Origin of the sequence: Bartonella sp. MR90HLJMH (assembly GCF_042194115.1) — a bacterium.
Taxonomy (GTDB): domain Bacteria; phylum Pseudomonadota; class Alphaproteobacteria; order Rhizobiales; family Rhizobiaceae; genus Bartonella; species Bartonella grahamii.
The window spans coordinates 36,587-50,548 of record NZ_JBHIMM010000002.1 but is presented as its reverse complement, the minus strand read 5'-3'; the positions used below and the strand labels follow the sequence as shown (position 1 = coordinate 50,548).

Below are 13,962 nucleotides of genomic sequence, written 5' to 3'. Positions count from 1 at the left end.
GAACAAGAAGCTTCTCACTAAGACGCCTCCGCCATAAGACGCTTTCCTTTTTCAAGTGCTTCATCAATCGAACCAACCATATAAAAAGCAGCTTCTGGCAAATCATCATAATCGCCAGCACAAAGACCTTTAAAGCCTTTAATCGTCTCTTCTAAAGGAACGAGTTTCCCTGGCGAACCAGTAAAGGCTTCCGCAACATGGAAAGGTTGCGAAAGAAAACGTTCAATTTTACGCGCCCGTCCCACCAGCAATTTGTCATCTTCAGAAAGTTCATCCATTCCAAGAATAGCAATAATATCCTGAAGCGCTCTATAACGTTGTAAAATGGTTTGCACTTGACAAGCAACAGTGTAATGCTCTTCCCCTACAATCAATGGATCTAACATACGCGAGAAAGAGTCAAGCGGATCAACCGCCGGATAAATTCCCTTTTCCGCAATAGAGCGCGAAAGAACAGTTGTTGCATCCAAATGGGTAAAAGATGCCGCAGGTGCCGGATCAGTCAAGTCATCAGCCGGAACATAAATAGCCTGCACAGAGGTAATAGAGCCTGTTTTCGTACTGGTAATACGCTCTTGCAAAGCCCCCATATCTGTTGCCAAAGTTGGTTGATAGCCCACAGCAGAAGGGATACGTCCTAAAAGCGCTGACACTTCAGCACCAGCTTGCGTGAAACGGAAAATATTATCCACGAAGAAAAGAACGTCTTGTCCTTCATCACGGAAACTTTCTGCAATTGTCAATCCTGAAAGAGCGACACGCGCACGCGCTCCTGGTGGTTCATTCATTTGCCCGTAAACAAGGGCACACTTTGACCCTTCCGTTGAACCATTATTCTCTTTTGGATTCACATTCACGCGGCTTTCGATCATTTCATAATAAAGATCATTTCCTTCACGTGTACGTTCTCCCACACCAGCAAATACAGAATAGCCACCATGTGCCTTTGCAATATTGTTTATAAGCTCCATAATGAGAACGGTTTTTCCAACACCAGCACCACCAAACAAGCCAATTTTACCTCCTTTAGAATAAGGAGCTAACAAATCCACAACTTTAATACCGGTGACGAGAATTTCTGAAATGGTTGATTGCTCAACATATGCAGGTGCCTCTTGGTGAATCGAACGCGTTTTGGTTGCAGGAATTGGTCCCACATTATCCACCGGCTCTCCAATCACATTCATAATACGTCCCAATGTTGCTTCTCCTACAGGAACGCTAATTTGCATGCCTGTATCCACAACCTTTTGGCCACGCGCCAACCCATCGGTTGTATCCATAGCAATCGTACGCACAGTATTTTCACCCAAATGCTGCGCAACTTCTAATACCAAGCGATTGCCTAAATTGTCTGTTTCTAATGCATTAAGAATATTTGGCAATTCACCTTCAAATTGCACATCAACGACAGCACCAATAATCTGCTTGATCTCACCAACAGCGCCTTTTGCACGCTCTTCTTTTTTTGCGGATGCATCTTTTTTTACAGGTGTCTCTTTAGCTGCACTACGCGCAGGCGCAGAGGAAGCCTTTACATCCGCTGAAGCCTTTACATCCACTTGAGACTTCGAAGCGGCTTTTTTCACGCCGGAACGAGCAGCTGATTTCTTTTTTTCACCTTTTTCTATTCCTTTGCTTGAGGTTACTGCTTTTACCATCAATCCTTACCTTTTCCATTTAAAGCGCTTCAGCGCCCGCAATAATTTCGATCAGTTCTGTCGTAATCTGTGCCTGACGTTGACGATTATAAGCTACCGTCAATTTATTAATCATTTCACCCGCATTGCGCGATGCATTGTCCATAGCTGTCATCTTGGCACCCATCTCACCAGCAACATTTTCTAGCAAAGCCCGAAAGATTTGCACCGAAAGATTGCGTGGCACAAGCGCCTCTAAAAGAGAAGCCGCATCAGGTTCATACTCATAAACAATTGATTGTGAACCTTTGCTATGATCGGTTTGCTCCTCAACATCTATTGCCTCAATAGCTGCTTTTGGAGCAATCATCGGAATCAAGCCAAAAGCTGTTGGACGCTGATTAATCACAGAAATAAATTCAGAATAAAACAGCGTACAAACATCGAAAGCGCCTTCATTGAATAAATCAACAATCCGTTGACTAATCATCACCGCCTCTGCAAAACCAATGCGCTTTACAGCATGCAAATCGATATGATCAATTATCAAACCTTTGTAATCACGCGATAAAATATCCGCACCTTTTTTGCCCACAGTGATAATTTTCACTATTTTACCAGATGCCAACAATGCCTTAATCTGTTCACGTGCACGACGAGCGATTTGCACATTAAAAGCACCACACAAACCGCGCTCAGCAGTACACACCACCAAGAGATGCACATCATCTCGCCCCGTACCACGCATAAGAGCAGGCGCATCAACACCATCTACATCAGCAGCAACACTGGTCAAAATATCAGCCATCTTCTTCGCATAAGGACGCGCAGACTGCGCTGCCTCTTGAGCACGATGCAACCTTGCCGCTGCAACCATCTGCATAGCTTTGGTGATCTTTTGTGTTGCTTTAACCGAAGCGATACGGTCTCTAAGATCTTTTAGTGAGGCCATTCAAGCATTCCATCAATTCATCACGAGAAATTTTTCGCATAAGTATTAAGAACAGTTATCAACTTGTCTTTCAGCTCGTCTGTTATTTGCTTTTGCTCAGCAATTGCCTTTAAGAGATCTTGATAATCACTACGCAAAAGCACCAAAAGTCCCTGCTCAAACCGCGCAACATCAGAAACCGCCAAAGCATCAAGATAGCCATTCACACCCGCGAAAATAACCACCACTTGTTCTTCTGTTTTGAGTGGAGAAAATTGTGGCTGCTTCAACAACTCTGTCAAGCGCGCACCCCGATTCAACAGACGCTGGGTTGACGCATCCAAATCAGAGCCAAACTGCGCAAAAGCTGCCATTTCACGATATTGCGCCAATTCACCTTTAATCGAGCCAGCAACTTGCTTCATCGCCTTAATTTGTGCAGCAGAACCAACACGAGACACAGAAAGACCAACATTTACAGCAGGACGAATTCCTTGATAAAACAAATTAGTCTCTAGAAAAATTTGCCCATCAGTAATCGAAATCACATTTGTAGGAATATAGGCAGAAACATCATTTGCTTGCGTTTCAATAACCGGCAAAGCTGTCAGTGACCCAGATCCATTTTCCGCATTCAACTTCGCAGCCCGCTCTAAAAGACGCGAATGAAGATAGAAAACGTCTCCCGGATAAGCTTCACGACCTGGAGGACGACGCAACAAAAGAGACATCTGACGATACGCCACCGCCTGTTTTGACAAGTCATCATAACCGATCAAAGCATGTTGCCCATTATCACGGAAATACTCACCCATAGCACATCCAGCAAGAGGTGCAATAAATTGCAGTGGTGCTGGATCAGAAGCGGTCGCTGCAACAATAATAGAATATTCCAACGCTCCACGTTCTTCTAAAACTTTAACGAATTGTGCCACCGTCGAACGTTTTTGACCGATAGCCACATAAATACAATAAACTTTGTCTTGCTCTCGTCCAGCCCCTTTTTCATGAAAAGGTTTTTGGTTTAAAAATGTATCGAGCAAAATTGCTGTTTTTCCTGTTTGGCGATCACCAATCACCAATTCACGCTGCCCCCGTCCAATAGGAATAAGTGCGTCAATCGCTTTCAATCCGGTCGACATCGGTTCATGCACTGACTGACGCGGAATAATTCCAGGAGCCTTAACATCGACACGACGACGCTCCGTTGCTTTAATGGGCCCCTTACCATCTATAGGGTTTCCCAACGCATCAACCACACGCCCCAGCAAAGCGGGCCCCACAGGAACATCGACGATAGCGCCTAACCGCTTTACACAATCACCTTCACGAATATCGCGATCTGAGCCAAAAATGACCACACCAACATTATCAACTTCCAAATTGAGGGCCATACCACGCACACCGTTTGGAAAAGCAACCATTTCCCCTGCTTGGACATTATCCAAACCATAAACGCGAGCGATACCATCCCCTACAGAGAGAACCCAACCAATTTCTGAAACCTCAGCCTTTTGGTCAAAGTTTTTGATTTGCTCTTTTAGAATTTTTGAAATTTCAGATGGTCTAATATCCATCAGCTGACCTCTTTTTTCAATGAAAGCTTAAGCGAAGACAATTTTGTGAGAAGAGACGTATCAATTTGAGACGACCCCACACGAACGATTAATCCACCAAGAATTGTTGGATCCACAATGCTGTGTAGCAAAACTTTTCCTCCAACGACACCTTCCAAAGCCTCACACAACTCTTGTCTTTGTTGAGAACTTAAGGGGCGCGCAGAAATAATTTGCGCAGTCACCTGCCTACGAGCGCGCGCAACACAACGCTGAAAAGCATGTAAAATACCAAATACGGCACTAAGCCTACGGTTTGTTGCAATAACGCGTAAAAAATTACCAATAATCTGACCTGCGTTTTTATCAGCAAATTGGATGTTTGCACAAACAGATTGCATCACCTTAATTTGCTCTTTAACTGAAAAGAATGGACTAAGCACAAAGCGTTTTAAATCTTTATTTTGCTCCAAAACAAGCAAAAGATCTTCCACTGCCTTTTCAACCTTTTCAACGTTTCCAGCTTCTTGAACGCAATCAAAAAGCGCTTGCGCATAGCGTTGATCTACCAACGGCAGCGGTATGAGAGAAAATGAATCCGACACGAAATACCGCCTCTTTCCCTTGAGCGACTCTCTGATAGTTATCAGATGAAATGAAACAGACATTCTCAATCTTAAGAATCTTCTTCTTAAAACCTAGAACAAAAACCTCTTGGTTTCTAGCATAGACATAGCCGACTCGCAACACCACAAATCGCTGCTTTTTAAAAATTTTAATAAAATATTCAAAATATTTTTGAAAAGAATTTTTTTTAGATATACAGGATGGCATCACAGTTTTTTTATGCCTCTTTTTGACATTCTCTGAGCGATTTTTTCACTCTCTTTGATTTTGCTTCAAATGCTCTTGCCACTATAACAAAACACTTCTTCTCTAAAAATCACTCCCTTTATCACCTCAAGACCTTCAACAAGATGCGACTGCGACTAAAAAAGTCTATTCTTTTAAACTGATAAGAAAGAAAAAATAATGAATATCCTCCTAAAAACTAAAGAAAAAATTGATCTTTTTTCTTCAAATACCCACACCTTTTAAAAAAATTCACCAAGTATATTTTCTTGTAAACACACTCTTTAAGCATACAATGCATTGATTTATAATGATAATGTATCATTTTTCATACCAGATGAGCCCCAAACATCGAAAGATTCTCTTATTTCAAATCTTTCTATCAAAATCACTCCCTTGCTCCATCACAAACAAAAGAGGAAATGATTAAAGAAAAAACACCTCGTATAAACGCTCTCAAGTACCAAGAGCTTTCGTAATCCTAAAAGCTAAATAATAAATGGCGCCATTTTATACCTTTATGAAATAAAGATAGGGAGCCTTAATGCGTTTTTTTCATTCATGAAAGCTTTTACATTCTACACTCGAAAAACATCGTAAAATGAATCCGAGCATGCTGAGAAACATTTGCTTAAACAAGCATATGAATACAGTAATACAATAGATGTTCTGTAATATTCCGTTTTGGGCGTTCTGCTTTACATGAAGCTTTACATGAAGAATGTGCCCCCATTAGAGAACGAAAGTAACAAAAGCGTGAAGCAATGGATAATCTCCATTTCACGACAGCGTCCATAAATGCTATAATGATAACTCCATTGAGCAGCCTCATCTTTACACTTATGAAAGAACAAGCCGGCACCATCACATACTTTGCCATCTCCCAATTTTACGACAGCCCTTAACACTTGAAATGATGAGGCACTTCAGTCCTTTCTTATATAGTTTCACCCGACACAAGCTCCCCCATCTGTAACATGCAAACGAATGGTTTTGATTGATCAATATAAACAGATTTGAAATAAGAGAATCCTACAATAGTTGAAATTCTAAAGCGAATAACGGCATATTATCACTATAAATCAATATGTTATTATTTATAAAATTATAATTATGGGCGCTTTTGAAAATTCTAGAGCCATAAATAAGGACGACAACGATAAATGCTCATTTTAACCTTTACGCTCCCAAATGAGTCTATGTTCTCGTCAAAGATAAATAAAATAGATATATGCAATACTCTCGCCCTAATCTAGCATACAAAAGCAGATACGACTCGTATAGCACTAATACATCTTATGAATGCTGCTTCATAAGTTTTTAAGGTCAAACAACATCAAAAACACGACCTTCATTAAGCCTACATAGCTTCACTTTATATGGCACTATATTGCACTGATTTTAGAAAAAGCATAGATCAATATCAATTTGAACCCGTATAAATTTGGATATTTTTGGTGTATTTACAAGCATTTTCAGCCCCTATAATCAGCCATTATAAAAAAATCCGCCTATCAAAAGGATACTGTCCCTAAAACAAAAAAGGAGTAAAAGCCAAAATGATAGCGCCCTCAAATAAAAGAGACGCTTCTGCTGGTTCCATAACAAAGATATTTTTTCCCGTGGCTCTGCTTAATGCAATGCACATGTATCATATTCTGCTGCTTGGATGCTTATTCTGAATAGATAGTATTAAAGTAAAGCACCTTAAGCTAAAGGGACCTTCACTTTATGCGAGACTGGTTTTAGAAAAAACTTTGCGGATCAATATCAATTTGAACCCGAACGGAACTGGGCATTTTGGGTATACCGCTAAGCATTGCACGTATAAACCCTTGTATATCAAAAGAGCGCTGTCCTTGCAGCAAAAGCCGAAAGCGATAACGCCCCCGAACCAGAGCTAAAGGCGCTTCTGCTGGTCCCATAACCGAGATATTTTTCTCCCGTGGCGCTGCTTGGCGCAATGCGCGCGCATAATGTTCTGCTGCTTGGCGCTGTTGTGCAGATACAATCAAAGAGGCAAGCCGCCCATAGGGAGGCAAATGATAATGCTGACGCGCTGCAATCTCACGTGTGTAAAAATCTTCTGGCTGGCATGAAAGTAAGGCTTTGATGACCGGATGATCTGGTTGATAAGTTTGCAATAATCCTAAACTTTCCAATCCCACACGCCCTGCTCTTCCGGTAACTTGAGAAAGCAGCTGGTAGGTACGTTCACTTGCGCGTAAATCGCCATTGGCAAGACCAAGATCAGCATCAATAACGCCAACCAAAGAGAGCTTGGGAAAATGATGTCCTTTAGCGACCAACTGTGTTCCAATAATAATGTCCACATCGCCATTTGCAATGGCTTGTAATTCGCTTCGCAATTGCCCAATCCCTCCTTTGAGATCTGTTGAAAGAATCAATGATCGCGCTTGAGGAAAAAGCATTTGTGTTTCTTCTGCAATTCTTTCCACACCCGGTCCACAAGCCACGAGATGATCTAATGTCCCGCATTCAGGACAGGCTTGAGGAAGTGGTTCATGATATCCACAATGATGACATTTCAATTGCCCTTGCGCACGATGTTCGACCAACCAACTTGAACAATCAGTACAATGAAAACGATGTCCGCAAATTCGGCATAAAGTTAAAGGTGCATAACCACGACGATTAAGAAAAAGAAGAGCTTGTTCGCCCTTATCAAGCGTTTGTTTTAAAGCCCTTTCAAGAGCAAAGGAAATAAAGCGCCCCTTTTGCACCCCTCCTTGGCGCATATCAACCACCCGCAACTGTGGAAGTGCTACTTCTTTAAAACGGGAAGGTAAATGCACCTTTTGATAACGCCCTTTTAAAACATTAGCTTGGCTTTCAATCGACGGTGTAGCTGAAGATAAAATAACAGGAAAATGCTCAAAAGAGCCCCGTGCAACAGCCATATCACGCGCATGGTAAAAAATGCGCTCTTCTTGTTTATAAGCGCTATCATGTTCTTCATCGACAACAATCAAGCCAAGCTCATGAAAGGGAAGAAAAAGCGCTGAACGAGCCCCCGCAACGACACGCACCCGCCCTTCTGCAACTTGCCGCCAGACACGTTCTCTACGACGTGGCGTCAAATCAGAATGCCATTCCGCTGCCGCAGCTCCAAAGCGTGCATAAAAACGATCTAAAAACTGCTGTGTTAAAGCAATTTCCGGCAATAAAATTAAAACCTGCTTGCCCCCTTTGAAGGCTTGAGCAACCGCTTCAAAATAAACCTCTGTCTTTCCTGATCCCGTAACACCATCAAGCAAAAAAACTTGAAACTGAGAAGATAAAACACCTTCTCGCAACATTGTTGCTGCTTCATTTTGCGCTCCCTGCAACTGAGGGGGACAAAAGTCAGGATCAGGCATTGCCACAAGATCAGGAGCAGGAACTATAACATCTTCAAAAACCCCTAACGCTTTTAAACCTTCAACAACAGAAACCGAAGTTCCAGCCGCATGCGCAAGACCAGAACGTGTCCATATCTTCTCATTACGCACCAATTCCAAAACCCGTAATCGCGCTGGTGTGAGACGTTCTACATTTCCACCACAATATCGCAAACCCAACATCTGTGCTTCCGGCTCTAAAGCAGCCGGTACAGACAAAACCAATCGCGCCACAAGACCGAAAGGCGCCATTGTATAGCGACTGACAAAACGCAAAAATGTGATCATTTCTGCCTTTAATGGGGGACAATCAAAAACATGAAGCAGAGAGCGTAATTTTTCACACGCCACCAAACCAGACCTTTGCCCATCTGCTGTCTTCTCTCCGACATCCACAACAAAACCGCAAAGCTCACGCCCCATCACCGGAACCCGAACAAAGGAACCAACGTTCACTTCCATAGAAGATGGAACTTTATAACTATAAGCGTGAGCAACAGGAAGAGGAACCAATACGGATACAATCTCTTCCTCTATCACATTTGAATGCATCTTTTAAACCAATCTACGACCTCTTGAGCACCAACAGGTCTACACCTTATCTTTAAACACTCTTATAAAATTCATTGCGGGATTCAATCTCTCCCCCTATCACAACACTTTTCTCACAAAAATTCTTTTTAATACTCATTTCATCACCAAAGTGCCAATAAAAGAACCAATCTCATCCTCTATAACAAAAAACTCTATAGCAAAAAAAACCAGCGCCATTCTTCTGTGCAAATAAAGCTCATCACTATAAGCATTCAACATGATATTGTAAGTGCGCTCTTCAACAAAGCTATCCCATAGTGTAACTTCTTCCCAACACACACGTTTATTTTTTTACCACCTTATATCTCAATTTATCTTCAACAAACTGATTTATAAAGATATAATCATCATTTTACCTATTGTAATAAAAACCCTCAATACGATGAATTTTTCTCATTTCAAACCCATCGAGGAACATTTGTAAATCCTTATTGATGAGAGAGTCTCCCATGATTTTAATTACAGGGAGAATAATATTGCAAATGGAACCGTTACAATATTCACCTTGGCTTTGTGCCAAAACGTGGAAACACGTGCGTACATCTTTCAGCTTGATTGAGAATCAAGCAACAATACAAGCAGCACAAAAGCGTACTGTTGAAGAATGGGTAACACAGAATAAATCAATGTATTGACCATAAAAAACACTTCATGTGTAAAATTTTACATGCCTTCTTCAATGGTGTTTTACGATAAAATAAATCCATTCGCTTCTATTAAAAATGAGGTTAAACCTACCCCCTGAAAAAGGGAGGTATCTTATGATGCACTCTCAAATATCAAGAGCAATCGCAAATAGGAAATGAGCAAAGTGTGTGATAATGCTAGCTTATTTTCATAAGTATAAAAATACCGCTACGCAAAGATTCCAATACGCAAAAATGTTGGTACGCAATGAACTCTATGCCTTATCACGAGCAACGATATAAAATAGGTATGGAAACAATAAGTAATATTTCTTTACTGAAAACGCGTACATGGTTAACATCATAGCATTCTTGTTCTTTACACAGAGATTAATTCTTTCTCTTGCTTTTGCAGTCAACAATAGCGCATAACAAAAAATAGGATAAAAGCTAAAAAGAAGAGGTTAGATATGAAATTTTTTGTGGATAGCGCCAATATCGAAGAAATCCAAGAGTTACAGAATTTAAGCCTTGTTGATGGTGTCACCACCAATCCCTCTCTTATCCTAAAATCAGGACGCAATATTCTTGATGTTACAAAAGAAATTTGTGCTCTCATTAGCGGGCCTGTTTCTGCTGAAGTTGCAGCAACGGAATTTGAAAACATCATGAAAGAAGCGGCTGTTTTAGCAAAGATTGCCGACAATATTTGTATCAAGCTTCCTTTAACACTCGATGGATTAAAAGCCTGTAAAGCCCTCACAAAAGAAGGACTAAAAACAAATCTCACACTTTGCTTTTCTGCCAATCAAGCCTTACTTGCAGCCAAAGCAGGCGCGACATTTGTTTCGCCTTTTATTGGTAGACTTGATGATTGCGGAAATGATGGAAGTGAACTGCTTCATGAAATTCGCACAATTTATGATAACTATAACTTTGAAACACAAATCCTAGCCGCTTCAATCCGCACCGTTAATCATGTCAAAGAAGCAGCACTCAGTGGTGCTGACGTTGCAACAGTTCCACCAGCAATCTTAAAAGCACTGGTCAAACACCCTCTCACTGATAAAGGGTTGCAAATATTTCTCAACGACTGGAAAAAAACAGGACAAAATATTGCTTAATATCTAGAATTTTTATTGGAAAGATCTTTTGAAAGTAACAAAAAAATCTGTTCAGCCAACTCTTCAGCAACACGTTTTTTTGCATCTTCTTCTGCTTGCATCGTTGCATATTCTTGACGAAGTCGGTCAAAAGATGCATTCATCATTGCTGTTCCTTTTGCAACAAGAGTATTTTTCATATCCTGCAAAGTGTAAGAAGCTCTGCTCATAACAGTTCCAACAGAAGGTCGTCCTTTTCGTTTTTTCTCGAAATCAACCTCTATCTGCATAGATTCTCTTGTAGATACGGATATCTGCAATGCCAATCGATAAGCAGGTAGAGAAGGTTTACCACCATTTCCATACAAAAGAAACAGCAGATGATTGCGCACCATTTGACCAAAACGATCCGAAGGCTCTTCCACAACAATAGAGGCAAGCTTTTGCGCAAGCCCCAAAGAAGCTTGCCCAGAAACAGGATTCCTATAGGAAGCAGAATTCATTGTCATTGCACTCTGCAACTCTTGACGATAAAGCGGTTCAACTTTGCATCCACACAACAGTGTGAATACACCAGCTAAAACGACAAGAATCAAACTTTTAAAAAACGACATTTACAATCCTTTGTGGAACAATAATGATTTTTTTCACAGGCTTTTCAACCAGCTGTGCCTTTACAAAATCTAAAGCCAAAACCGCTTCTTTAATCATCGTTTCATTTGCTGTTGCTGCAACGCTCACCTCACCGCGTTTTTTACCATTAATTTGTACTGGCAAAGTATAGCATTCCGCAACGGTTAACGCACTGTCATAAACAGGCCAAGCAAGCGCAGACATTAAAGTTTTCCCCCCTAAAGCAGCATGACATTCTTCTGCTAAATGAGGCATCATCGGTGCAATCATGGCAAGAAAAAAATCCATGGCTTGACGTAAAGAAGCTTTCATTTCATCGTCAACACTTGCTATTTTGTTGAGCAACGGTGCCATAATATTCAAGAATTCATAAAGGCGTGCAATAGCCCGATTAAAAGCAAATTTTTCCAAATCATCTTCTACAGCGCAAAGCGTACGATGTGCAGCCTTTGAGAGTTCCAAAGCCGCCCCCTGATGCCCTGCACAAGGCGCCACATCCTTTAAAACAGAAGCACTCAAAGCTACACAACGCCAAACACGCTGTACAAAGCGATGAGCTCCTTCAACACCAGATTCTGTCCAGATGACATCCCGATCAGGGGGAGAATCTGACAACACAAACCAACGCACAGTATCAGCGCCATAGGATGCGATAATATCATCAGGATCAACGACATTCTTTTTGGATTTCGACATTTTTTCAATCGAACCAATCATCACTTCACTTTGATCAGTCAATTTATAAGCCTGTCGTTTTCCATCCTTTTCAACAATGGAAATTTCTGCTGGAGAAACCCACCCTTGATCATCCCGATAGGTTTCATGAACCACCATACCTTGGGTAAAAAGCCCCTTAAAAGGCTCATCAACAGTCACATGACCGATCAATTTCATGGCACGCATAAAAAAGCGTGCATAAAGAAGATGCAAAATGGCATGCTCAATTCCACCAATATATTGTTGCACAGGCAACCATTCAGAGATTGCTTGTTTGTCGACAGGTTCCTGCGCAAAAGGGGCCGTAAAGCGTGCATAATACCAAGAAGAGTCAACAAATGTATCCATGGTATCGGTTTCACGTTTGGCAGGTTGACCACAGGAAGGACAAGTAACATTCTGCCAGGTTCCATGCCGTGCAAGAGGATTTCCAGGTTGATCAAAAGTAACATCATCAGGTAACACAACCGGTAAATCGGTGCGCGGCACAGGAATCACTCCACAAGATGTACAATGGATCATCGGAATGGGGCACCCCCAATAACGCTGCCGCGAAATCCCCCAATCACGCAGACGAAATTGCACTGTTTTTTTCCCTTGCGGTTGCCCATTGAGCATTTGTTTCTCAAGCCTTTTGGCTGCTTCTTCAAAAGCTTGTTTAGGTGTCAAACCATCCAAAAAGCTGGAATTGATCATCACACCATCACCCGTATAAGCTGTTTCAGCAATGACAAGATCTTCTGCTTGCTCTCCTTTTGGCAAAACCACTGGTTTTATTGGAAGATCATATTTACGCGCAAAATCGAAATCTCTCTGATCATGAGCCGGACAACCAAAAACAACCCCTGTTCCATAATCCATAAGCACAAAATTCGCGATATAAACAGGAATATGTACTGTTGAATCAAAAGGATGAACTGCCAAAAGGGGCGTAAGAAATCCTTGTTTTTCAGCTGTTTCAAGTGCTGCCGTTGTCGTTCCACCACACCGACAGTTTTCGATAAAAGCACTCAACGCTTTATCTTTCTTTGCCAAAGCTTGTGCAATGGGATGGTCAACAGACAGAGCTAAAAAAGAGGCGCCAAAAAGTGTATCAGGACGTGTTGAATAACAAACAACCTCATTAAACATCTCACAAACATCATCAACACCACTTGTTGCCTTTAAAGCCCAACGAATCAGTAAACCTTGCGATTTTCCAATCCAATTTTTTTGCATAGTGCGAACTTTTTCAGGCCACTGCTCCAGCTCTTCAAGCCCAGCCAAGAGCTCTTCACTAAAGTCGCTAATTTTGAAAAACCACTGTGTCAATTCACGCTGTTCCACCAACGCACCAGAACGCCATCCCCGCCCATCAACAACCTGCTCATTTGCCAAAACGGTGTGGTCAACAGGATCCCAATTCACCTTAGCCACTTTACGCGCAACCAACCCCTTTTGATAGAAATCAAGGAACAACATTTGTTGACGATGGTAATATTCCACATCACAAGTCGCAAATTCACGCGTCCAATCTAGTGAGAGCCCTAATTGCTTTAATTGCCCGCGCATCACAGCAATATTCTGATAGGTCCAAGTTTTAGGATGCACTTTACTTTGCAGAGCAGCATTTTCAGCCGGCATACCAAAAGCATCCCAGCCCATAGGATGAAGCACATTAAAACCCTTTGCCCTTTTATAGCGTGCCACCACATCCCCCATGGCATAATTGCGCACATGCCCCATGTGAATGCGGCCTGACGGATAAGGAAACATTTCTAAAACATAATATTTTTCACGAGCATCTTCTTGAACAGTCTGAAAAATTTTCTTTTCATCCCAAATTTCTTGCCATTTTTTTTCTCTCGCACGTGGATTATAGCGTTCGCCTATATTATAATGTTCAATCGTCATTCCCATTATACTCTTT

The 13,962-nt window shown here is 41.5% G+C and carries 10 protein-coding genes; 2 read left to right on the top strand and 8 right to left on the bottom strand.

The genetic code is table 11. The features are described 5' to 3' along the window. Positions 1 to 17: 17 nt before the first annotated feature. The 6 genes from atpD to ACFIJ9_RS01380 form a co-directional block, all read right to left on the bottom strand. Positions 18 to 1,661, bottom strand: a complete 1,644-nt coding sequence (gene atpD / locus ACFIJ9_RS01405) for a F0F1 ATP synthase subunit beta (protein ID WP_375635498.1) — start codon at positions 1,659 to 1,661, stop codon at positions 18 to 20. 19 nt (positions 1,662 to 1,680) lie between these two features. Continuing rightward, the gene (locus ACFIJ9_RS01400) at positions 1,681 to 2,592 is read right to left on the bottom strand and encodes a F0F1 ATP synthase subunit gamma (protein WP_375635497.1); all 912 of its coding nucleotides are present in this window, start codon (positions 2,590 to 2,592) and stop codon (positions 1,681 to 1,683) included. A 20-nt stretch (positions 2,593 to 2,612) separates the two neighbouring features. Continuing rightward, complete coding sequence (atpA, locus tag ACFIJ9_RS01395; protein WP_026500438.1) at positions 2,613 to 4,148, bottom strand: F0F1 ATP synthase subunit alpha; 1,536 nt, start codon at positions 4,146 to 4,148, stop codon at positions 2,613 to 2,615. Further along, positions 4,148 to 4,732, bottom strand: coding sequence for an ATP synthase F1 subunit delta (atpH, locus tag ACFIJ9_RS01390; protein WP_375635496.1), 585 nt, complete (start codon positions 4,730 to 4,732; stop codon positions 4,148 to 4,150). The genes atpA and atpH overlap by 1 nt, the downstream gene beginning before the upstream one ends. 1,992 nt (positions 4,733 to 6,724) lie before the next feature. After that, a complete protein-coding gene (locus ACFIJ9_RS01385; RefSeq protein ID WP_375635495.1) occupies positions 6,725 to 8,932 on the bottom strand; it encodes a primosomal protein N' in 2,208 nt (735 codons plus the stop codon). A 135-nt stretch (positions 8,933 to 9,067) separates the two neighbouring features. Beyond that, positions 9,068 to 9,253, bottom strand: a complete 186-nt coding sequence (locus tag ACFIJ9_RS01380; protein ID WP_375635494.1) for a hypothetical protein — start codon at positions 9,251 to 9,253, stop codon at positions 9,068 to 9,070. A 170-nt stretch (positions 9,254 to 9,423) separates the two neighbouring features. On the opposite strand from ACFIJ9_RS01380, the gene ACFIJ9_RS01375 reads away from it, so the two are divergent. Both ACFIJ9_RS01375 and fsa read left to right on the top strand, forming a co-directional pair. After that, complete coding sequence (locus tag ACFIJ9_RS01375; RefSeq protein ID WP_375635493.1) at positions 9,424 to 9,609, top strand: hypothetical protein; 186 nt, start codon at positions 9,424 to 9,426, stop codon at positions 9,607 to 9,609. A gap of 461 nt (positions 9,610 to 10,070) precedes the next feature. Further along, positions 10,071 to 10,724: a fructose-6-phosphate aldolase gene (fsa, locus tag ACFIJ9_RS01370; RefSeq protein ID WP_375620026.1), complete on the top strand. Its 654-nt coding sequence runs from the start codon at positions 10,071 to 10,073 to the stop codon at positions 10,722 to 10,724. On the opposite strand, the gene lptE is transcribed toward fsa, so the two are convergent. Both lptE and leuS read right to left on the bottom strand, forming a co-directional pair. Continuing rightward, entirely contained in the window at positions 10,721 to 11,317 is a 597-nt protein-coding gene (gene lptE / locus ACFIJ9_RS01365; protein ID WP_375635492.1) for an LPS assembly lipoprotein LptE, read from the bottom strand. The genes fsa and lptE overlap by 4 nt on opposite strands. Continuing rightward, entirely contained in the window at positions 11,304 to 13,946 is a 2,643-nt protein-coding gene (gene leuS / locus ACFIJ9_RS01360) for a leucine--tRNA ligase (RefSeq protein ID WP_375635656.1), read from the bottom strand. The genes lptE and leuS overlap by 14 nt, the downstream gene beginning before the upstream one ends. Positions 13,947 to 13,962 lie beyond the last annotated feature (16 nt).